General features: G+C 71.3%; 19 protein-coding genes. 6 read left to right on the top strand and 13 right to left on the bottom strand.

Features of this window, described 5'->3' with window-relative positions:
* Positions 1 to 29: 29 nt before the first annotated feature.
* The 12 genes from ACIQPR_RS08045 to ACIQPR_RS07990 all read right to left on the bottom strand — a co-directional run bounded on the left by ACIQPR_RS08045 (position 30) and on the right by ACIQPR_RS07990 (position 12,062).
* Positions 30 to 1,163, bottom strand: a complete 1,134-nt coding sequence (locus ACIQPR_RS08045; RefSeq protein WP_403643702.1) for a polyprenyl synthetase family protein — start codon at positions 1,161 to 1,163, stop codon at positions 30 to 32.
* Positions 1,163 to 2,593 (bottom strand): hydroxysqualene dehydroxylase HpnE, encoded by a 1,431-nt coding sequence (hpnE, locus tag ACIQPR_RS08040; protein WP_403643700.1) that lies wholly within the window; start codon positions 2,591 to 2,593, stop codon positions 1,163 to 1,165. The genes ACIQPR_RS08045 and hpnE overlap by 1 nt, the downstream gene beginning before the upstream one ends.
* Entirely contained in the window at positions 2,590 to 2,694 is a 105-nt protein-coding gene (locus ACIQPR_RS08035) for a DUF6380 family protein (RefSeq protein ID WP_403644755.1), read from the bottom strand. The genes hpnE and ACIQPR_RS08035 overlap by 4 nt, the downstream gene beginning before the upstream one ends.
* A 35-nt stretch (positions 2,695 to 2,729) precedes the next feature.
* On the bottom strand, positions 2,730 to 3,680 hold the full coding sequence (gene hpnD, locus ACIQPR_RS08030; RefSeq protein ID WP_403643697.1) for a presqualene diphosphate synthase HpnD: 951 nt from the start codon (positions 3,678 to 3,680) through the stop codon (positions 2,730 to 2,732).
* A complete protein-coding gene (gene hpnC / locus ACIQPR_RS08025) occupies positions 3,677 to 4,579 on the bottom strand; it encodes a squalene synthase HpnC (protein ID WP_403643694.1) in 903 nt (300 codons plus the stop codon). Before hpnC ends, hpnD begins: the two co-directional genes overlap by 4 nt.
* Positions 4,580 to 4,966: 387 nt before the next feature.
* The gene (locus tag ACIQPR_RS08020) at positions 4,967 to 5,773 is read right to left on the bottom strand and encodes an ABC transporter ATP-binding protein (RefSeq protein WP_403643691.1); all 807 of its coding nucleotides are present in this window, start codon (positions 5,771 to 5,773) and stop codon (positions 4,967 to 4,969) included.
* Positions 5,766 to 6,695 carry an ABC transporter permease gene (locus tag ACIQPR_RS08015; RefSeq protein ID WP_403643688.1) on the bottom strand — a complete coding sequence of 310 codons (930 nt, stop codon included), beginning with the start codon at positions 6,693 to 6,695 and terminating at the stop codon, positions 5,766 to 5,768. The genes ACIQPR_RS08020 and ACIQPR_RS08015 overlap by 8 nt, the downstream gene beginning before the upstream one ends.
* Positions 6,696 to 6,844: 149 nt before the next feature.
* Entirely contained in the window at positions 6,845 to 7,717 is an 873-nt protein-coding gene (locus ACIQPR_RS08010; RefSeq protein ID WP_403644752.1) for a glycosyltransferase family 2 protein, read from the bottom strand.
* A 5-nt stretch (positions 7,718 to 7,722) separates the two neighbouring features.
* Positions 7,723 to 8,502 (bottom strand): CDP-alcohol phosphatidyltransferase family protein, encoded by a 780-nt coding sequence (locus ACIQPR_RS08005; protein ID WP_403643684.1) that lies wholly within the window; start codon positions 8,500 to 8,502, stop codon positions 7,723 to 7,725.
* Positions 8,480 to 9,541 carry an iron-containing alcohol dehydrogenase family protein gene (locus ACIQPR_RS08000; protein WP_403643681.1) on the bottom strand — a complete coding sequence of 354 codons (1,062 nt, stop codon included), beginning with the start codon at positions 9,539 to 9,541 and terminating at the stop codon, positions 8,480 to 8,482. Before ACIQPR_RS08000 ends, ACIQPR_RS08005 begins: the two co-directional genes overlap by 23 nt.
* Positions 9,529 to 10,281, bottom strand: coding sequence for a sugar phosphate nucleotidyltransferase (locus ACIQPR_RS07995; protein ID WP_403643678.1), 753 nt, complete (start codon positions 10,279 to 10,281; stop codon positions 9,529 to 9,531). The genes ACIQPR_RS08000 and ACIQPR_RS07995 overlap by 13 nt, the downstream gene beginning before the upstream one ends.
* Positions 10,278 to 12,062, bottom strand: a complete 1,785-nt coding sequence (locus ACIQPR_RS07990) for a DUF5941 domain-containing protein (protein WP_403643675.1) — start codon at positions 12,060 to 12,062, stop codon at positions 10,278 to 10,280. The genes ACIQPR_RS07995 and ACIQPR_RS07990 overlap by 4 nt, the downstream gene beginning before the upstream one ends.
* Positions 12,063 to 12,533: 471 nt before the next feature.
* Here ACIQPR_RS07990 and ACIQPR_RS07985 point away from each other — a divergent pair, with 471 nt between their 5' ends.
* Both ACIQPR_RS07985 and idi read left to right on the top strand, forming a co-directional pair.
* Positions 12,534 to 13,478, top strand: a complete 945-nt coding sequence (locus ACIQPR_RS07985; protein ID WP_403643673.1) for a cation diffusion facilitator family transporter — start codon at positions 12,534 to 12,536, stop codon at positions 13,476 to 13,478.
* Between the two features lie 271 nt (positions 13,479 to 13,749).
* Positions 13,750 to 14,361, top strand: a complete 612-nt coding sequence (gene idi, locus ACIQPR_RS07980) for an isopentenyl-diphosphate Delta-isomerase (RefSeq protein WP_403643670.1) — start codon at positions 13,750 to 13,752, stop codon at positions 14,359 to 14,361.
* A gap of 300 nt (positions 14,362 to 14,661) precedes the next feature.
* On the opposite strand, the gene ACIQPR_RS07975 is transcribed toward idi, so the two are convergent.
* Complete coding sequence (locus ACIQPR_RS07975; RefSeq protein ID WP_403644749.1) at positions 14,662 to 15,171, bottom strand: ATP-binding protein; 510 nt, start codon at positions 15,169 to 15,171, stop codon at positions 14,662 to 14,664.
* A 204-nt stretch (positions 15,172 to 15,375) separates the two neighbouring features.
* On the opposite strand from ACIQPR_RS07975, the gene ACIQPR_RS07970 reads away from it, so the two are divergent.
* The 4 genes from ACIQPR_RS07970 (at position 15,376) to ACIQPR_RS07955 (ending at position 20,194) form a co-directional block, all read left to right on the top strand.
* Positions 15,376 to 16,125, top strand: coding sequence for an enoyl-CoA hydratase/isomerase family protein (locus tag ACIQPR_RS07970; protein WP_403643667.1), 750 nt, complete (start codon positions 15,376 to 15,378; stop codon positions 16,123 to 16,125).
* A 97-nt stretch (positions 16,126 to 16,222) separates the two neighbouring features.
* Entirely contained in the window at positions 16,223 to 17,092 is an 870-nt protein-coding gene (locus tag ACIQPR_RS07965; RefSeq protein ID WP_403643664.1) for a hypothetical protein, read from the top strand.
* Between the two features lie 93 nt (positions 17,093 to 17,185).
* A complete protein-coding gene (locus ACIQPR_RS07960) occupies positions 17,186 to 19,579 on the top strand; it encodes a Tex family protein (RefSeq protein ID WP_403643661.1) in 2,394 nt (797 codons plus the stop codon).
* Between the two features lie 108 nt (positions 19,580 to 19,687).
* Positions 19,688 to 20,194: a DUF664 domain-containing protein gene (locus ACIQPR_RS07955; protein ID WP_403643658.1), complete on the top strand. Its 507-nt coding sequence runs from the start codon at positions 19,688 to 19,690 to the stop codon at positions 20,192 to 20,194.
* The last annotated feature ends 7 nt before the right edge of the window (positions 20,195 to 20,201 follow it).

The raw sequence follows: 20,201 nt of genomic DNA, 5'->3' as shown, positions 1-20,201 counted from the left end.
CTACGCGAGGGCTATTCGACCGATAGTGATCATCTCTTTCGTACGACGACGAAGTCGGCGAGCGCCGTGAACCGCGCCCGCACCCGGTCGGGCATGTCGACGGTGTCCAGGACCTCGATGGCGATGGTGTGCTGACGGCGTGCCTCTTCGGCGGTCCACTCGCGACCGCCGGCCTCCTCGATGAGCGCGGCGCGGGCCGCGAACTCCTCCTCGGAGAAGTTCTCGAAGTCACTGCTCTTGGCGTCGGCGGCGAGGATCTCGCCGAGCCGCTCGGAGGCGGGTCCGCCCGCCGCGAGCGCCGCCACCACGGGCAGCGACTTCTTGCGCTGGCGCAGATCGCTCCAGGCCTGCTTCCCGGTGGCCTCCGGGTCGCCCCAGATGCCGAGGAGGTCGTCGACGGCCTGGAAGGCCAGGCCGAGGTGGTGGCCGTACTGCTCCAGCACGTCGGCGGTGCGGTCGTCCGCGCCGCCGAGCACGGCCCCGATGGAGGAGGCGCAGGCGAGCAGGGCGCCGGTCTTGTTGCCCTCCATCTCCAGGCACTCCTCGACGCTGACGCGGTCGCGGTGCTCGTAGGAGATGTCCTGCGCCTGGCCGTCGATGAGGGCGCGGGTCGCGGTGGTGAGACGGCGGGTGGCGCGGCCGGCCTCGACGGTGCCGAGTTCCAGCAGGACCTCGTTGGCGAGCGCGAACAGGGCGTCGCCGACCAGGATGGCCTGCGCGGGGCCGTGCACCTTCCACACGGTGTCGCGGTGGCGGCGCTGCTCGTCGCCGTCCATCAGGTCGTCGTGCAGCAGCGAGAAGTTGTGGACCAGCTCGACGGCGACGGCGCCGGGGATGCCGACCTCGGGCGCGGCACCGGTGACCTCGGCGGAGAGCACGGCGAGCGCGGGGCGCACGGCCTTGCCGCCGTCACCGGCGGCCGGCCTGCCCTCGGCGTCGATCCAGCCGAAGTGGTACGCGGAGACGGTGTCCATGGGCGGTGCCAGACGGTCCACGGCGGCCCGCAGCACCGGTGTGGCAAGGGTCCGGCCGCGCTCCAGGAGCGCGGACACGTCCACCGCGGTCCTCGCAGCGGCCGTCTCGGCCGGGGGCACAGTGGGCACAGTCTCTCCTCTTGTCGCGGTACCGGGGGTGCGGGGGCCAGCCGCGTGCTCGTCGAGCATCACGCCGCCTCCTCGAACTCGAAGAGCCGACGAGGGCGGGGCCGGCCCAGGGCAGCGAGTGCGGCGTCCGCCGCGCTCACCCCACTGCGGACCGCACTTTCCATGGTCGCGGGCCACCCGGTGGCGGTCCACGCTCCGGCCAGGTACAGGCCGGGGGCCTTGGTGCGGGCGCCGGGCCGCAGCCGTCCGACGCCGGGGGCGGGAGCGAACGTCGCGGTGCGCTCCCTGGTCACGAAGAAGTCCTGCACCCGGGCGCCGCGCGCTCCGGGCAGCAGCCGCTCCAGTTCGGGGAGGTATCGCTCGCGCAGTTCGGCGACGGTCCGGTCGATCTCTTCGTGCGCGGCGGACTGGGACAGCGCCAGGTACTGGCCGTCCTTCAGCCCGGAGGCGTCGGTGCGGTCGAACACCCACTGCACGGGGCTGCCGAGCGCGGCGAAGAAGGGCCGGGCGAGCACCTTGCGGTCGTAGACGACGTGGACGTTCAGGATCGGCGAGGTGTCGATGGCGAGCAGCTGCTCGGGGGCGTCGAGCGCGCCCTCGGGCAGCAGCTCGTGGGCCTCGTGCTGCGGTACGGCGAGGACGACGGCGTCGGCCTCCAGAATCTCGCCGGGAACCTGAACGCGCAGGCGCCCGTTTTCGTCAGTGGAGACGGAGGTGACGCGTGTACGGACTTCGGTGCGCACGCCCGCGGAGTCGAGCTCCTTGCGGGCCAGCCGGTCGTGCAGTTCGCCCAGCGGCACATGGGCCCAGCCGATGTCGGCCGCGCCCGGGTCGGAGAGCAGACCGGTCTTGAACACCATCGCGGCCAGCGCCAGCGAGGAATCGCCGGCCACCGCGTTGAGGGTGGCGACCCCCACGAGGTCCCACAGTGCCTCGACGGCACGCGCCGACTGACCGTGTGCGGCCAGCCAGCTGCCGAAGTCCTGCGTGTCCAGAGCCGGATCGCCGAGGTCGAGCCCTTTCAGGGCGAGCGCGGCACGGCCGACCTTGGCGCGCTCGGCGAGCGAGAGATGCGGGTAGGTGGCGAGGCTGCGGCCCAGATGCAGCGGTACGGGCAGCGGGTCGCGGCGCAGTCTGCCGAGTCTGCGTCCCTCGGGGCGGTTCGCGTCGAGTACGGGCACGTCGAGACGATCCTGCAACGGAGCCAGCGCCGTGCCGCCGATGCGGTCCAGGAACCAGCGGTAGGCGGTGCAGCAGCGCAGATACACGTGCTGTCCGTTGTCGACGGTGAGGTCGCCGCGCTGGAAGGAGAAGGCGAGCCCGCCCAGCCGCGGCCGGCCTTCGAGGAGGGTGACGCGGACTCCGGCGTCGGCGAGCGCGAGCGCGGTGGTGACGCCGGCCAGCCCGCCGCCGACCACGACGGCATGCCGTGCGGTCCCACCCGTCGACGGGTCCGAGCGCGGCCCGTCGGCCTGCGTCCCGTCGCTCATCGTGCACTCCCCCCTGTACGCCCACCGTGGTGCGCGAACCCTCCATGGCAGGTCGTCGCAGTCAGGGACGCCGTCGCGCACCGGAGGGTTGCGTGCCGCATTTCTCCGGTGACATCACCTTGGCCCACTTTGTCCATCAGGTGCGCCTCCTGAGGGTCCTGCGCGTGATGTGGCGGGTGTCCAGTCCGGACAGGCCGCGCACGGCGACGTAGGCCTTCTCGCGGCCGGGCAGCGAGACACGGCCGCGCAGCACGGCCTCCGGCTCGCGCTCGATGCGGTCCAGGAGACGGCGGTAGATGCCGGCCATGGCGGCGACACAGGCGCCGCTGCGGCGGTCGAGCATGGGGAGCAGCCGGTAGCCCTCGGCGAAAAGGGTGCGGGCCCGTCGCACCTCGAAGTGGACGAGGCCCGCGAAGTCGGAGCCCTCCGGCGGGGTCGGCCCGTCGAACCCGGCCGAGCAGCCGAATTTCGCGAGGTCGTCGGCGGGCAGATAGGTCCGGCCGCCCTCGGCGTCCTCGCGGACGTCTCTGAGGATGTTGGTGAGCTGGAGCGCGAGCCCCAGCGTGTCGGCGTACTCGGAGGCGCGCTCGGCGCCGCGCGCCCCCGCCTCCGTGCCGAACACACCGAGCGAGAGCCGCCCGATCGCGCCCGCGACACAGCGGCAGTAGACCTTCAGGTCGTCCCAGGTCTCGTAGGTCTCGCCCCGGACGTCCATCAGGACGCCGTCGATCAGCTCGTCCAGGCCGCCGAGCGGGATCGGGAAGGCCTCGGCCGCGTGCGCGAGGGCGACCGCGACCGGGTCGGTGTCGTCCTCCTCGACCTTGCCCTCGCGGACCCGGGTCAGCAGCGCCCTGGTGTCCTCCAGCCGCGCCGACTTCACCTCGGTCGCCAGCGCGCCGTCGCCGATGTCGTCGACGCGCCGTGAGAACGCGTACAGCGCCGACATGGCGCGGCGCTTGGGCGTGGGCAGCAGTCTGATGCCGTACGCGAAATTGCGCGCCTGCTGTCCGGTGACGGCCTCGCAGTAGCTGTAGGCGGCGAGTACCGGCGCGGACATGTGCGGTGCAGACTCCACGGTCCGGATCACCCCTCTCCTCGCAGAGTCACGCCCACCTCACGCAGCAACTGGATCTTGCCGGGTTTGGGCGGGCCGGGAAGTACGTCGTATTCGGCGGCGACGATCGCTCCGATCGCCGCACGTCCCCCCGCCACGAACCCCGCGAGCAGCAGCTTGAGTCTGCCGTGGACGCTACCCACCAGGGGGGCGCCTTCATTCAGGAGATCGCGGGCGCGTTCCGCTTCGTACGCGACCAGTGCGCGCACCGACGCGCCCGCGGAGGGCGTGGCGAGATCCGCTTCCTGGACGTGAAAGCGCTTCATGTCCTGGGCGGGCAGGTAGATGCGGTCGCGGCCGAGGTCCTCGGTCACGTCCTGCAGATGTTCGACGATCTGAAGTGCGGTGCAGATCGCGTCGGAGAGCCGGACCCGCTCGGGGGTCTCGGTGCCGGTGACGCCGAGGACGAGGCGGCCGACCGGGTTGGCGGAGAGTTCGCAGTAGGCAAGGAGATCGTCGTAGGTCTCGTAGCGCGTGACGAGCTGGTCCTGGCGGTTGGCCGCGATCAGGCCGAGGAAGGGTTCCGGGGTGAGCGCGCACCGGCGGACGGTCGGCTGGAGGCGGCGCAGCAGGGGGTGGCCGGGGGTGCCGTCGAAGACCCGGCGCAGATCGGCCTCGAAGGCGTCGAGGAGGACGAGGCGGTCCTCCGCCTCCTCGGGCGACACGCCCAGCAGCCTGGCGTCGGCACCGCCGGGGGCGAGGTCGCCGTCGCCGATGTCGTCGACGAGGCGGGCGAAGCCGTAGACCGCCATCAGGTCGGTGCGCCAGGCCCTGGGCAGGAAGAAAGGCGCCACGGGGAAGTTCTCGCCCGCGGCCTTGTCGAGTGTGCCGCGCTCCGGGTCACCGGTGGCGGCGGTGCCGCTTCCCGTCACCGCTCACGACCAGGGACGGGGACGGCGCATGCTTCGGTGAGCTGGGGAGTTTCCGTAGCCATTGCCGTCACATCTCCCGTTCTACACTGCCGACCCAATACACACTATTTCGGACACGCCGCCCAGTCGTCCGCACGGTGACCCGCATGAGGGTGTCGCGCATTATCGCCCCACTTGCCGCTATTCGGCACCGGTACAGCTTACGTTGTACAACGCATCGAGCTTCCTCGGGGTGTCCTGCACATCACAACAACACACCGATTGGCGTCAAGATTCCTTGGCCCGGGCCGAGTTGACGTTTCCTTTGCAGACGCGGGGCCCCGCCGGAGCAGTTCCGGCGGGGCCCTGGGAAGCGTTCCGGGCTTTCGCGCCCATAGGACGGGTGGACTACTTGCCCGTGAACTTCTCGTACTCCTTCAGGACCTCTTCGGTCGGCCCGTCCATCCGCAGTTCACCGCGTTCCAGCCACAGCACCCGGTCGCAGGTGTCGCGGATGGACTTGTTGTTGTGACTGACCAGGAACACCGTGCCCGCGGACTTGCGCAGCTCGCGAATGCGTTCCTCGGAACGGACCTGGAACTTTCGGTCACCGGTGGCCAGTGCCTCGTCGATCATCAGGACGTCGTGGTCCTTGGCGGCGGCGATGGAGAAGCGCAGCCGGGCGGCCATTCCGGAGGAATAGGTGCGCATGGGAAGGGTGATGAAGTCGCCCTTCTCGTTGATCCCGGAGAAGTCGACGATCTCCTGATAGCGCTCCTTGACCTGTTCACGGCTCATGCCCATGGCGAGACCGCCCAGGATGACGTTCCGCTCGCCGGTGAGGTCGTTCATCAAAGCCGCGTTCACGCCCAGCAGTGAGGGCTGGCCGTTGGTGTAGACCCGGCCGCTCTCGGCCGGCAGCAGCCCGGCGATGGCCCGCAGCAGGGTCGACTTGCCGGAGCCGTTGGAGCCGATCAGGCCGACGGCCTCGCCCCGGTAGGCGACGAAGGAGACGCCCTTGACGGCGTGCACCTTGCGCACCCCGCGCTCCTCGCCGCGCTTGACTATGCGGCTGAGGGCGGCGGTGGCGCTGCCCTTGCCGGTCTTGGCGCCGTGCACGCGGTAGACGATGTGCAGCTCGTCCGCGACGACGGTGGGGATCAGCGCCCCCGGGGTCTGGTCCACCGGGTTCTGCTCGGTGCTGGGCTCAGCCACGGCCGTACCTCTCCTCCGCCTGCCAGAAGTACACGAAGCCGCCGGCGAACAGGACCACGGCCCAGAAGGCGGCGATGGCCCAGACGTGCGGCGGAAGGTTCGAGGAGCCGTAGCCGTCGATGAGCGCGAAGCGCATCAGGTCCATGTAGATGGCGGCCGGGTTCACCTGGAGGAAGCGGATGAACACCTCGGAGCGGCCCTCCATCATCTTGCTGATGGAGAACATGACGCCCGAGGTGTACATCCAGGTGCGCAGGATGAACGGCATCAGCTGGGCGAGGTCCGGGGTCTTGGCGCCCATCCGCGCCACGATCAGCGCGAGCCCGGTGTTGAAGAGGAACTGGAGCAGCAGGACCGGGAGGATCAGCAGCCAGGACAGGCTGGGGTAGCTGCCGAACCCGACGACGATGATGAAGAGCACCGTCATCGAGAACAGCAGCTGCTGGAGCTGCTGGAGCGCGAAGGAGATCGGCAGCGAGGCGCGCGGGAAGTGCAGCGCGCGCACCAGGCCGAGGTTGCCGGAGATCGCGCGGACACCCGCCATGATCGAGCTCTGGGTGAAGGTGAACACGAACACGCCGGTCACCAGGAACGGGATGTACACGTCCCGCGACATGCCCCGGCTGGCCTTCAGGATGACGCCGAAGATGAAGAAGTAGACGGCCGCGTTCAGCAGCGGGGTGGCCACCTGCCAGAGCTGGCCGAGCTTCGCCTGGCTGTACTGGGCCGTCAGCTTCGCCTGGGAGAAGGCCAGGATGAAGTGACGTCGCCCCCAGAGCTGGCGGACGTAGTCGACGAGTCCGGGGCGGGCGCCGCTCACGGTCAGCCCGTACTTGGCGGCGAGCTGCGGCGCCGTGAGGCCTGCGTCGGGCGACGGGCGCGGGCTCACCGCGACTCCGCCGTCATGCGTTGTCTCACTCAAGGGTGGAAGCCTTCATGTTCGGATGCGTCTTACGATCGTCTTGCGTTCGTCTTACGGAATTGTGCTACAGGACGCGACACGAATCCGCCGCAGGACCCTTCGAAGGGGCGTCCGCGCGCCGAACGCGCGGTCACGCACCGTCGGAACGGTCAGATCACGGGGGGCCGGCCCAGCCGGGTCAGCCGCCAGACCGTACGCCACTTCATGGGCCGGCGCGGCCCGCACGGAGTGGTCCAGCCCTCCTTGAACCCGCCGAACCAGGCCCGCAGGGCGGGCCGCGAGGGGCGGCGCAGCAGGGTGAGCAGCAGCCAGACCCCGAGGTAGACGGGGACGAGGGGCGCGGGCAGGTTGCGGCGGGCCAGCCAGACCCGGTTGCGGGCGACCATGCGGTGGTAGACCGCGTGCCGGGAGGGAGCGGTCGTCGGGTGGTACAGGACCATGTCGGACCGGTAGTCGATCAGCCAGCCGGCGTCGAGCGCCCGCCAGGCGAGGTCGGTCTCCTCATGGGCGTAGAAGAACTCGTCCGGGAGGGCGCCGACCTCGGCGAAGACCTGGGTGCGGACGGCGTTGGCGCCGCCGAGGAAGGTGGTGACCCGGGAGGAGCGCATCGGGTCGGAGGCGCGCAGCCGGGGGACGTGGCGGCGCTGGGTGAGGCCGGTGTCCGGGTCGGCGATGCGGAAGCTGATGATGCCGAGCCGGGGGTCGGCGGCGAAGGCCCGCCGGCACAGTTCGGCGGTGTCGTGCTGGGCGAGCAGCCCGTCGTCGTCGAGGAACATCACTATGTCGACATCGCGACCGCAGGGCCCGAAGGCCTCCAGGCCGATGTTGCGCCCGCCGGGGATGCCGAGGTTCTCGGGCAGCTCCACGGTCCGCACGCCGTCCGGTACGTCCGGGACGGGCGAGCCGTTGCCGACGACGACCGCCTCGACCCGGTCGCCGTCCTGCTTGGCGACCGAGTCGAGCAGGGCGCGGAGTTCGTCGGGCCGGTTGCCCATGGTGATGATCACCGCGCCGACCTTCATGCCGCTCACTTCAGCCTGCTCGACGCGAGGATCGACACCAGGTGCAGCAGGGTCTGGAGCAGCGCGATACCGGCCAGTACGGCCACGCCGAGCCGCGAGAAGAACAGGTCGCCGCGGACCTGGTCGACGATCGCGAGGAGCAGGATCAGCAGGGACGCCTCGATGCCGAGGATCAGCCGGTGGAACCTCAGCAGGGACGCGGCCCGGCGGGCCAGCGCCATCCCGGAGGACCGCATCTCGGCCGCGGACTCCTGCACCGGGGCCTTGCCGGTCTGGTGCCGGGCGACACCGACGAGGTCGGTCTCGGCCTTGATCAGGATCGCGCCGAGCGCGGCCAGCGTGCCGAGGAAGGCCCACAGCCAGTCGATACGGCCGCTGCCCCACAGGTCGGCGGCGCGCAGCCCGAAGCCGACGAGCACGGCCGCGTCGGTCAGATAGGCGCCGACCCGGTCGAGGTAGACGCCGGCGAGGGAGTACTGCTTGCGCCAGCGGGCGATCTCGCCGTCGACGCAGTCCAGTAGCAGGTACATCTGGACGCAGACCACGCCCAGCACGGCGCCCGTGATCCCCGGCACCAGCAGTGCCGGGGCGGCGAGGACGCCGAAGACGGTCATCAGGTACGTGAGCTGGTTGGGCGAGACCCTGGTGTTCACCAGGTAGCGGTCGACCCGCAGGGACACCTCACGCATGTAGAGGCGCCCCATCCAGTGCTCACCGCTGCGCCGGTCCTTCACCCCTGCGGGGTGGACGACGGGACGGAGTTCAGCTACCGATGGCCTTGACATAGTCGGCGTAGTTGTCCTTGATCTGGTCGGTTTTCAGGTCGAGGTGTTCGAGGATCGTGTAGCGGCCGGGGCGGGTCTCCGGAGCGAACTCCACGGCGCGGACGAACTCGTCCACGGTGAAGCCGATCTCCTCGGGAAGCACCGGCAGTCCGTGCCGGCGCAGCACCTCGGCCATGTACGCGGATTCCTCGTGGGCTCCGCGCAGGTACATCGCGAAGGCCGCGCCCAGTCCGCACTGCTCGCCGTGGGCGGCGGCGCGTTTGGGGAAGAGCAGGTCGAAGGCGTGGTTGATCTCGTGGCAGGCGCCGGAGGAGGGGCGGGAGTCGCCCGACACCGACATGGCGACACCGGTGAGGACCAGGGCCTCGGCGAGGACCTGGAGGAAGCCGTCGTCGCCGACGCCACCGGGGTGGCGGAGCACCGCCTCACCGGCCTGCCGGGCCATCGCCGCGGCGAGGCCGTCGATCTTCTCGTCCTTGACGCGGTTGGCCAGTTCCCAGTCCGCGACCGCGGAGATGTTGGAGATGACGTCGCCGATGCCGGAGCGCACGAAGCGGACGGGGGCCTCACGGATCACGTTCAGGTCGATGACCACCGCGATCGGGTTGGGCACACCGTAGGAGCCGCGGCCCGCGTCGTTGTCGAGGGTCGCGACCGGTGAACACAGGCCGTCGTGCGCGAGGTTGGTGGCGACCGCGACCAGCGGAAGGCCGACGCGGGCCGCCGCGAACTTGGCGCAGTCGATGATCTTTCCGCCGCCGAGGCCCACGACCGCGTCGTAGCGGCCGGCCTTTATGTCGTTGGCCAGCCGGACCGCGTCGTCGATGGTGCCGCCGCCGACCTCGAACCAGGTGGCGCCGGGCAGGCTGGGCGCGATCCGCTCGCGCAGCCGGGCGCCCGAGCCGCCGCTGACGGCGATGGCGAGCTTGCCGGAGTGCGAGATGCGTTCGTCGGCGAGCACGCACCCGAGGTCGTCGAGGGCACCCGGGCGGATGTCCACGACGACGGGCGAGGGGATCAGCCGGGTCAGTACAGGCACGCGATCTCCCGTCCCCTGGCCAGATCGTCGTGGTTGTCGATCTCGACCCACTTGACGTCGCCGATCGGGGCCACGTCGATCCGGAAGCCGCGGTTGACGAGTTCCTGGTAGCCGTGCTCGTAGAACTGCTGCGGGTCGGTCTCCCACACCGTCTTGAGCGCGTCGGCGAGTTCGGCGGTGGCGTCGCCCTCGATGAGGGTGACGCCGATGTACTCGCCCGTCGCCTCGGCGGGGTCCATCAGCTTGGTGATCCGTGTCATGCCCTTGGCGGGGTCGACGACGACCTTCATCTCCTCGTCCGCCAGGGACTTGACGGTGTCCAGCGCGAGGATGATCCGCTTGCCGTCGCCGCGCGCCGCGAGCAGCGTCTTCTCGACGGAGACGGGGTGGACGGTGTCGCCGTTGGCGAGGATCACGCCGTCCTTGAGGGCGTCACGTCCGCACCACAGGGAGTAGGCGTTGTTCCACTCCTCGGCCTTGTCGTTGTCGATGAGGGTGAGCTTGAGGCCGTACTTGGCCTCCAGGGCCGCCTTGCGCTCGTAGACGGCCTCCTTGCGGTAGCCGACGATGATCGCGGCCTCGGTCAGACCGATCTCGGCGAAGTTGCCGAGGGTGAGGTCCAGGACTGTCGGTTCGCCCTCTATGCCCGCGGGCCCCACCGGCACCAGAGCCTTGGGAAGGCTGTCGGTGTAGGGGCGCAGACGCCGTCCGGCGCCGGCCGCCAGCACGAGGCCGATCATGCGGGTTCTCCTTCATCGTGTACGGCGGGCGCCCCTGCGGACACCCAGAAGCGGATGCTCTCGACGAGCACCAGCAGGGCCACGGCCACGGCCAGGACCGTGAGCGCGACCGGGAACTGCGACGCGGTGAGCACGGCGGCGAGAACGGTGACGAGCAGCGTCCGCCCCTCCTGCCCCCCGATGGCGCGCACCAGCCAGGCCGGGGGCGCCCCGGCGTTGCCGCGGATGCGGTACACCGTGTCGTAGTGATGGTAGGCGACGGCGGCCACCAGGCCGAAAGCCGCGGGAAGCGCTCCGTTCACCTCCGCTTTGGCCGCAAGGATCAGGACGGTGCCGTATTCGGCGGCGCGGAAGAGCGGGGGGATCAGCCAGTCGAGGGCGCCCTTGAGGGGGCGGTACAGGGCCTGCCCGGCGGCGAGCGCGTAGACGAAGGCGCCCGCGACGGGGGCCCAGGTGACGCCGGAGAAGAGGGACACGGCGAGGACCGCCGTACCGGCGAGGGCGATCAGGAGCGGGGCGCCGAGGCGGCCCGGGTTGACGCGGGCCACGAAGGACGCGAGCGGTCCGTTGTCCGCGAGGTCGGCCAGCGCGCCCGCCGCCCGGTCGGTGCGCTTCGCCTTGCGGGTCAGCGAGCGCAGCACCCGGCCCGCCGTCGTGTACGTGGCCGCGAAGGCGCAGCCCACGAGGAGGACGTAGAAGGTGATCCGGGGTGTGGTCACGGCCGTGAGGACGGCGATCATCGCCCATCGTTCGCCGATGGGCAGGACTATCATCCGGCGCACCCAGACCGTCCAGCCGACGCTGTCGAGCTTGTCGGAGAGGGCGGCGGTGGGGCTGGTGTTGGCGGTGGCGTCGTGGTTGGCCTCGTTGAAGGAGAAGTCCACGACGTGCCGGCAGGTCTGGAGGACCATCGCGCCGAGCGCGAGCGCCCATACGTCGTCGCCGCCGCGGGCCGCTCCGAGCGCGAGGCCCGCGTAGTAGGCGTACTCCTTGGCGCGGTCGAAGGTGGCGTCGAGCCAGGCGCCGAGGGTGGAGTACTGGAGGGAGTAGCGGGCGAGCTGGCCGTCGGTGCAGTCCAGGACGAAGGACGCGATCAGCAGGACACCGGCCGCGACGAACCCGGCGCGGGTGCCGGTGGCCGCGCAGCCCGCCGCGATCAGCGCGGTGAGCAGGGACGCGGTGGTGACCTGGTTCGGGGTGAGGCCGCGGCGAGCGCACCAGCGCGCGAGGTAACGGGAGTACGGGCTGATGAAGTGGGTGGTGAAGAAGCCGTCGCGGGACTTCACGGCCGACTTCAGGCGTACGGCCTCCTCGTCCACGGCGGCGACGGCCTGCCGTGCCTCGCTGCCGGCCTGCGGGTCGGCGGGGACGGTGGCGACGAGGCTGCCTAGCTCGGGGCGGTGCACGTCGGAGCCGTCGGCGTCGAGGGCGGTGACGATGCGGTCGGCGAGGTTGTCGAGGAGGGTCGTACCGCCGCCGGCCGAGTTCTCGCGGGCCATCGCGCGGGTCAGGGCCTGGCGGCCGGCGGGCTGCGCGGTGACGGCGCCGGGCACCGCGGCGAGCGGGAAGCGCGGGTCGGTGAGGCCGAGGCGCAGCGCGTGCCGGTGGCCGACGAACCGGGCGTCCACGACGGCGACGCGCCGGTCGCCGGGGACGGCCGCCAGAAGCGTTTCCGCCTCGGCGGTGTCGGCGGCGATCCGGACGTCGAACCCGAGCGAGCGCAGGTCGTCCTCGATCGACGATCCGGGGACCGGCTGGCCGGTGAGGATGGCGGTCGACAACCGAACTCACTCCCTGGTACCGACGCGTGGGCGCCGGTCATGTGCATGGTGGTGGCGCCCTTCGGGTGGCACCCGGGCGGCATGTCGGCAGAGGCTATCGGATGCTCTCAAGCCCGTGTTCACCGGCCGTTCATAGGCTGATCAACAGGATCTGTAGGCGCCTCCGCCGAGATCATCATCAGGGATTCGGCCCCCGGCCGACAAACCGCACCTGACGGAACGGACATCGCCGGGCATTCCGCGGACGCCCTGGCGACGGCCCATGGAGGCGGTACGTGGCGACGGTCCTCGGAGACGACTGCCGGCGGGGGCCGTCCTCCGCGCCCGCCCGCACACCCTCCGCACCGGCCTGACCTGCGGACCGTTTACGCAGGTCAGGGCACATGACAACGGTGTTCAGTGCCGCGTTGCCCCATACCCCCCACCCGTAGTTCACTGTGCAGCAGGGCAGGCATCAGGAGGGCGGCTTTCATGGGGGCAGGGCACGACCACGGGCATTCCCACACGCACGGCGCTCCCGGCACCGGTACGGCCGCCTCGGCGTACCGGGGCAGGCTGCGGGTCGCACTGGGGATCACGCTCACGGTGATGGTGGTCGAGGTGGTCGGCGGGCTGCTCGCGGACTCCCTCGCGCTCATCGCGGACGCGGCCCACATGGCGACGGACGCGCTGGGCCTGGGCATGGCGCTGCTCGCCATCCACTTCGCCAACCGCCCGGCGGCCGGCAACCGCACCTTCGGCTACGCCCGCGCGGAGATCCTCGCCGCGCTCGCCAACTGCCTGCTGCTGCTCGGCGTCGGCGGCTACGTCCTGTACGAGGCGGTCCAGCGGTTCGTCGAGCCGGCCGACACCCGGGGCGGGCTGACCGTCGTGTTCGGTCTGGTCGGCCTGGTCGCGAACATGATCTCCCTCACGCTGCTGGTGCGCGGCCAGCGGGAGAGCCTGAACGTGCGCGGCGCGTTCCTGGAGGTGGCCGCCGACGCGCTGGGCTCCCTCGCGGTGATCGTCTCGGCCCTGGTGGTCCTGACCACGGGATGGCAGGCGGCCGACCCGATCGCCTCGCTCGCCATCGGCCTGATGATCGTGCCCCGCACGCTGAAGCTGCTGCGCGAGACCCTGGACGTACTGCTGGAGTCGGCGCCCAAGGACGTCGACATGCGGGAGGTGCGCGCCCACCTCCTGGCCCTGGACGGTGTCGAGGACATCCACGATCTGCACGCCTGGACGATCACCTCGGGTCTGCCGGTGCTCTCCGCGCACGTGGTCGTCGGCTCGGACGTGCTCAACGCCATCGGCAACGAGAAGATGCTCCACGAACTCCAGGGCTGCCTCGGCGACCACTTCGACGTGGCGCACTGCACCTTCCAGTTGGAGCCCGGCGGCCACGCGGAGCACGAGGCGAAGCTCTGCCACTGACGGCTGACCACGGATCACGGACCACGGATCACGGACCATGGGCCGCGGACCATGGGCCGCGGCCCATCGACGGCTGACGGAAACCGACCGAATCCGAGGGAGAACGACCAGGTCGGGCGGAACGCAACCGTCCGGCGCACACCTGTGTCCACACTGCCCTGACCCCACCCCCCGGACGGTTCCCCCGTCGCCGCGCCGGGCACGATGAACTGCCGGGAGTGCCGGATTCGTACGGCAGACTTGGCTTTGAAGACCGATGTGAAGGATGGGTATGCCGACCACACCTGCCACCGCGACGCACACTTCGTCGAACGGCACCGCCGAGTCGAACGGCACCGTCGAAGCGATCCTGCTCGAACTGGTCGACGAGAACGGCGTGACGATCGGCACCGCGGAGAAGCTCTCCGCCCACCAGCCGCCGGGCCGGCTCCACCGCGCCTTCTCCGTCTTCCTCTTCGACGAGCAGGGCCGGCTGCTGCTCCAGCAGCGGGCGCTCGGCAAGTACCACTCCCCCGGTGTGTGGTCCAACACCTGCTGCGGTCACCCCTACCCGGGCGAGGCGCCCTTCGCGGCGGCGGCCCGGCGGACGTACGAGGAGCTCGGGGTGTCGCCCTCGCTGCTCGCCGAGGCGGGCACGGTGCGCTACAACCACCCGGACCCGGCCTCGGGACTGGTGGAGCAGGAGTTCAACCACCTCTTCGTCGGCATGGTGCAGGCCCCCCTGCGGCCGGACCCGGAGGAAGTGGCCACGACCGCGTACGTGACCCCCGCCGAGCTGGCGGAGCGGCACGCGAAGGACACCTTCTCTTCCTGGTTCATGACGGTGCTGGACGCGGCCCGTCCAGCGGTCAGGGAACTGACGGGCCCGTCCGCGGGCTGGTGAGGGCCGGGCCCAGGGCGGGTCCGCGAACTCCCGTCGTCCGCCCGTCGCGCGGCAGGCGGGACTTCGCGGACCCGGCCCAGGGCCTGTCCAGCGGATCAGGCAGCAGGAAGGCATCGGTGCCCGATCGGCCCAGGTGGGCGGGGTCCGGTGCGCCCAGCCGCAAGGCGGAGCAGAGCAGGGAGGCGACGCGATGGGTCCCCCGGTCGAGCGGAGCCGAGTCTGGGGAGTCGGCGACCGACGACAACGCCGCGGGTGGGCGTGACGGACCCGGCGTCCGCGGCATGATCCGCCGGACAGGCCCTAGGGCACCCGCACACCGGTGAGCGGCAGCGCGGCCCAGATCACCTTGCCGCCGCTCGCCGTGTGCTCGACGTCGCAGACACCGCCCGCCTCCCGGGTCACCTCGCGTACCAGGAGCAGTCCCCGGCCGCCCGTCTCGTCGTGGTCGGCGACCAGGGCGGTCGGGCGGTAGGGGTGGTTGTCCTCGACGGACACCCGCACCCACTCGGCGCCCACGGCGACCTCCACCGCGAGCACCGGTGAGAGCAGTGCCGCGTGTTTGACCCCGTTGGTGACCAGCTCGGAGACGATCAGCAACAGGCCCTGCAACAGGTCGTCCGTCAGCGGCACGCCCTGGCGCAGCAGCAGGTCCCGTACGGCGTGCCGTGCCTGCGGGACGGAGGCGTCCACGGCGGAGGCGGTGAACCGCCAGACTCCCTCGTAGGGCAGCGGACCCGGCGGGGCGGGGGCCGGGGGATCGTCTCTGCCGCCCTCTGAGCAGGGGCCCGACCCACGCCCGTGGTCGTCCATCGTCCGGTCGCCGCCCTTGCGCTCGATTGTCACCACACGACGAGTGTTGGCACCGACCCGCGCCGCCCCGCCCGACTGAACAGAAGTCAGCGGTAATCGGGCGTCTTCCGCCCGTTCGGGTACGGTACGGCTGCTTTCCGGATCGGTCCTGTCCCGATCATGCCGACTTCGCGAACTCTTCGGCTTGTACGTAGCATCCGGCACATGGAGCCCCGCCTGCTGCACGAGGTGGCCGACTCGGTCGCCACCGTCGTCATCCACCACCCCGGCAAGCGCAACGCGATGACGGCCGCGATGTGGCGCGCGCTGCCGCCGCTGCTCGACACCCTGGCGGCCGACCCGGAGGTACGGGCGCTGGTGCTGACCGGCGAGGACGGGACGTTCTGCGCCGGGGCCGACATCTCCACACTGCGCGGGTCGGCGACCGCGGCGCAGGGCCTCGCGGTACAGGCGGAGGAGGCACTCGCGGCCTTCCCGAAGCCGACGCTGGCCGCGATCCGGGGTCATTGCGTGGGCGGGGGCGCGCAGTTGGCGGCGGCCTGCGATCTGCGGTTCGCGGAGCGGGGGGCGCTGTTCGGGGTGACTCCGGCGAAGCTCGGGATCGTGTATCCGGCCTCCTCCACCCGGCGGTTGGTGTCGCTGGTGGGTCCGGGAACCGCCAAGTACCTGCTGTTCTCGGGCGAGTTGATCGACGCGGAGCGGGCGCTGCGCACCGGGTTCCTCGACGAGTTGCTGCCCGAGGGCGAACTCGCGGCGCGGGTCGCGGAGTTCACCCGGGTACTGGCCGCCCGCTCACGGCTGACGCAGGCCGCGGCGAAGGAGTTCGCGGACGGCCGTACGGACCGGGACGGTCACTGGGCGGAGCAGGCGCGCGGCAGCGGCGACACCGCGGAGGGGGTCGCCGCGTTCCTGGAACGCCGGGCGGCGCGCTTCACCTGGCCGGCCCGGGGATGAGGCGGCGCCCGGTGCGGACCGTCGGACACCCCACCTTTCCCGCCATCCGACGCCCACCCCCTGGAGCGCGTACCGACCAGTCGGTAACGTGACCGTCATGACTACTGCCGCCGTAGATCCCCGTGCCGGGCGCCGCTGCCACAACGCGCTCAACTCCCTGCACGCCACCCTCTACTTCTCACCCGACCTGGCGAGGGAGATGTCGGAGCTCGGCGTCACGGACTCCAGGGCCGTCAACTTCGCCGTACGGGCGGCGGCGCTGGGACGCGTCGGACCCGGCGTGGTGGCGGCGGCCTTCTACAACTACAAGTACGAACTCGTGGCCCGGCACGTGCCCGCCGTGTGGGAGACCGCCTCCCCGGAGCAGGCCCTTGAGGCACGCGCGCGTGCCGTCGACGCGACCGTGCGCCGGCTCCTGGACGACGACGTGGCCGGGTCGGCGGAGATGGCGGAGGCCGCACGGCTGGCGCTGCGGGCCACCGAGGCGTGCACACGCGCCGCCCGCCCCCTGTACGCCGCCCACGCCGACCTCCCGGTCCCCGAGGAGCCGCACCTCGCCTACTTCCACGCCGCCACCCTGCTGCGCGAGCACCGCGGCGACGGTCACCTGGCCGTCCTGATGTCCGCCGAGCTCGACGGCCTGGAGGCGGTGGTGACCCACACCGCCACCGGCAAGGGCATGGCCCCGAAGTGGGTGTTCGGCACGCGCGGCTGGAGCCAGGAGGAGTGGGACGCCGCCGTGGAACGGCTGCGTGGGCGCGGAGTGCTCGACGGCGACGGCGAGTTGACCGAGGCGGGCGTCGCGCTGCGCGCCGGGATCGAGGCGGAGACCGACCGGCTGGACCGGGCACCGTACGCGCACCTGGGCGCCGAGGGGGTCCTGCGGCTGACCGAGCTGGGGTCCGGATTCGCCCGCCGCGCGCTGGCCGCCGGGGCGTTCCCGGGGAATCTGCTGGGCAAGAGCTAGCCGACGCGCGGCCGGGACCGCGCCCTGATCCCCGAGTGTCGGTGCCACCTGCCACAATTGCCGCGCAACCTCAGTGGAGAAGGCGGTACGGGCGTGACGACACCCCTCGTAGGGTCCATCGAAGGCAGGATCGCCGAGGAGCTCGGCGTACGGGAGCGGCAGGTGAAGGCCGCCGTCGAGCTGCTCGACGGCGGTTCGACGGTGCCCTTCATCGCCCGCTACCGCAAGGAAGCGACCGAGATGCTCGACGACGCGCAGCTGCGCACGCTCGAAGAGCGGCTGCGGTATCTGCGGGAGCTGGAGGAGCGGCGGACCGCGATCCTCGAATCGGTGCGCGAGCAGGGCAAGCTCACCGAGGAGCTGGAGGGGCAGATCCGGGCGGCGGAGACGAAGGCGCGCCTTGAGGACATCTACCTCCCCTACAAGCCCAAGCGGCGGACGAAGGCCCAGATCGCGCGCGAGGCGGGGCTTGAGCCGCTCGCGGAGGGCCTGTTGGGCGACCCGACCGTGCAACCGCTGGCCGCCGCGGCCGCGTTCGTCGACGCCGACAAGGGCGTCGCCGATCCGCAGGCCGCCCTGGACGGCGCGCGGGCGATCCTCACCGAGCGGTTCTCGGAGGACGCCGACCTGATCGGCGAGCTGCGCGAGCGGATGTGGGGGCGCGGGCGGCTGGCCGCGAAGGTGCGGGACGGCAAGGAGGAGGCGGGCGCCAAGTTCGCCGACTACTTCGACTTCGCGGAGCCGTTCACCGCGCTGCCCTCGCACCGCGTCCTCGCGATGCTGCGCGGCGAGAAGGAGGAGGTCCTCGATCTCGTCCTGGAACCCGAGGAAGCCACCGAGGGGCCTTCTTCCTACGAGGGGATGGTCGCCCACCGCTTCCAGATCCAGGACCGGGGCCGTCCCGGCGACAAGTGGCTCCAGGACACGGTCCGTTGGGCCTGGCGCACCCGCATCCTGGTGCACCTCGGCATCGACCTCAGGCTCCGGCTGCGCACCGCGGCCGAGGACGAGGCGGTCAACGTGTTCGCGTCCAACCTGCGCGACCTGCTGCTGGCCGCCCCGGCCGGCACGCGCGCGACGCTCGGTCTGGACCCCGGCTTCCGTACGGGCGTGAAGGTGGCCGTCGTCGACGCGACCGGCAAGGTCGTCGCCACCGACGTCATCTACCCGCATGTCCCGGCCAACAAGTGGGACGAGGCCCTGGCCAAGCTGGCGCGCCTCTCCGCCCAGTACTCGGTCGACCTGATCGCGATCGGCAACGGCACGGCGTCCCGCGAGACCGACAAGCTCGCCGGTGAACTCATCACCAAGCACCCGGAGTTGAAGCTCACCAAGGTGATGGTGTCCGAGGCCGGCGCGTCCGTGTACTCGGCGTCCGCGTTCGCCTCGCAGGAACTGCCCGACATGGACGTGTCGTTGCGCGGCGCCGTCTCCATCGCGCGCCGGCTCCAGGACCCGCTGGCCGAGCTGGTGAAGATCGACCCCAAGTCGATCGGGGTCGGCCAGTACCAGCACGACCTGTCCGAGGTGAAGCTGTCGCGTTCACTGGACGCGGTCGTCGAGGACTGTGTGAACGGCGTCGGCGTGGACGTCAACACGGCCTCCGCGCCGCTGCTTTCACGGGTCTCCGGCATCACCTCCGGCCTCGCCGAGAACATCGTGTCGCACCGCGACGCCAACGGCCCCTTCACCTCGCGCACCCAGCTGAAGAACGTGGCACGGCTCGGCCCGAAGGCCTACGAGCAGTGCGCGGGCTTCCTGCGCATCCGGGGCGGCGACGACCCGCTCGACGCGTCCAGCGTGCACCCCGAGGCGTATCCGGTCGTGCGGCGGATGGTGAAGACGGCGGGCAGCGAGGTCGCTTCACTGATCGGCAACACGGCGGTGCTGCGGTCGCTGAAGCCGACGGAGTTCGTGGACGAGACGTTCGGTCTGCCGACCGTGACCGACATCCTCAAGGAACTGGAGAAGCCGGGGCGCGACCCGCGGCCCGCGTTCAAGACGGCGACCTTCAAGGACGGCGTCGAGAAGATCTCCGACCTCGCGCCCGGGATGGTCCTGGAAGGAGTCGTCACGAACGTCGCCGCGTTCGGGGCGTTCATCGACGTCGGTGTCCACCAGGACGGACTGGCGCATGTCTCCGCGCTGTCGAAGACGTTCGTCAAGGACCCGCGGGACGTGGTGAAGCCGGGGGACATCGTCAAGGTGAAGGTGCTCGACGTCGACATCCCGCGCAAGCGGATCTCGTTGACGCTGCGCCTGGAGGACGAGGCCGCCGCCTCCGGCGGTGACCGGCGGGAGCAGGGCGGGGGCGGCGAGCGCAGGCAGCGCGGCGGGCGTCCGCCGCAGCAACGCCAGCAGCAGCGCCAGGGTGGCGGCCAGGGCGGTGGCTCACGCCAGGCGGCTCCGCCGCCGGCCAACAGCGCGATGGCCGACGCGCTGCGCAAGGCGGGGTTGCTGGACCCGGGCAAGAAGGGCAAGCGCTGACGGCTCCGCCGGTCGGATCGTGGGGCGCTGCGGGCCAGTGGGGGCTGGCCGCGCAGTTCCCCGCGCCCCTTACAGGGCGCGCAGCGCCCTCCTGAACAATGGGGGCGGATGATCGCACCGGACTTCAAGGCCGAGCGCCGCGTCATCCTTCACCACAGTGCCGACGCACCGGAGTTGTGGATCGCCGGGAACGCCGAGCCCAACGCGGATCTGTGGGCGACGCCCGACGAGACGCGGGAGCGGATCGTCGGGGACTACCGGCGGATCTGGGCCCACGCGGACGAGACGATCGAGGCGCTGCCCCTGGACGCGGTCGGCCGTATGCCCGGTGAGCGGGGAAGCGAGATCACCCTGCACCGCGCCCTCGCCCACATGGTCTACGAGACCTCCCGGCACGCGGGGCACGCCGACGTCGTACGGGAACTCGTCGACGGAGCGGTGGGGCAGCGGGCCGAGGGTGACAATATGGCTCCGGGCGGGGCGAGTTGGTGGGCGGAGCACCGGGGCCGGGTGGAACGTGCCGCGCGGGAGGCCGAGCGCCGCGACTCCGGTTCTGGCCGCGCTCCTTCAGAGGTACAAGGAACCGCGCGGCCAGCCACGACGGACCCGTGGTGAACGGGCC

The organism is Streptomyces sp. NPDC091280, from assembly GCF_044768565.1.
Lineage (GTDB): Bacteria > Actinomycetota > Actinomycetes > Streptomycetales > Streptomycetaceae > Streptomyces.
Note: the sequence above shows the minus strand (reverse complement) of the source record. Positions and strands in the feature narration are given on the sequence as shown.

Excerpts from the sequence above, each read along its gene's own strand:
- ACIQPR_RS08045 (WP_403643702.1), bottom strand. The coding sequence starts at position 1,163 with ATGCTCGACGAGCACGCGGCTGGCCCCCGCACCCCCGGTACCGCGACA.
- hpnE (WP_403643700.1), bottom strand. The coding sequence starts at position 2,593 with ATGAGCGACGGGACGCAGGCCGACGGGCCGCGCTCGGACCCGTCGACG.
- ACIQPR_RS08035 (WP_403644755.1), bottom strand. The coding sequence starts at position 2,694 with ATGCGGCACGCAACCCTCCGGTGCGCGACGGCGTCCCTGACTGCGACG.
- ACIQPR_RS08010 (WP_403644752.1), bottom strand. The coding sequence starts at position 7,717 with ATGAAGGTCGGCGCGGTGATCATCACCATGGGCAACCGGCCCGACGAA.
- ACIQPR_RS08005 (WP_403643684.1), bottom strand. The coding sequence starts at position 8,502 with ATGTCAAGGCCATCGGTAGCTGAACTCCGTCCCGTCGTCCACCCCGCA.
- ACIQPR_RS07995 (WP_403643678.1), bottom strand. The coding sequence starts at position 10,281 with ATGATCGGCCTCGTGCTGGCGGCCGGCGCCGGACGGCGTCTGCGCCCC.
- ACIQPR_RS07985 (WP_403643673.1), top strand. The coding sequence starts at position 12,534 with ATGGGGGCAGGGCACGACCACGGGCATTCCCACACGCACGGCGCTCCC.
- idi (WP_403643670.1), top strand. The coding sequence starts at position 13,750 with ATGCCGACCACACCTGCCACCGCGACGCACACTTCGTCGAACGGCACC.
- ACIQPR_RS07975 (WP_403644749.1), bottom strand. The coding sequence starts at position 15,171 with ATGGACGACCACGGGCGTGGGTCGGGCCCCTGCTCAGAGGGCGGCAGA.
- ACIQPR_RS07970 (WP_403643667.1), top strand. The coding sequence starts at position 15,376 with ATGGAGCCCCGCCTGCTGCACGAGGTGGCCGACTCGGTCGCCACCGTC.
- ACIQPR_RS07965 (WP_403643664.1), top strand. The coding sequence starts at position 16,223 with ATGACTACTGCCGCCGTAGATCCCCGTGCCGGGCGCCGCTGCCACAAC.
- ACIQPR_RS07955 (WP_403643658.1), top strand. The coding sequence starts at position 19,688 with ATGATCGCACCGGACTTCAAGGCCGAGCGCCGCGTCATCCTTCACCAC.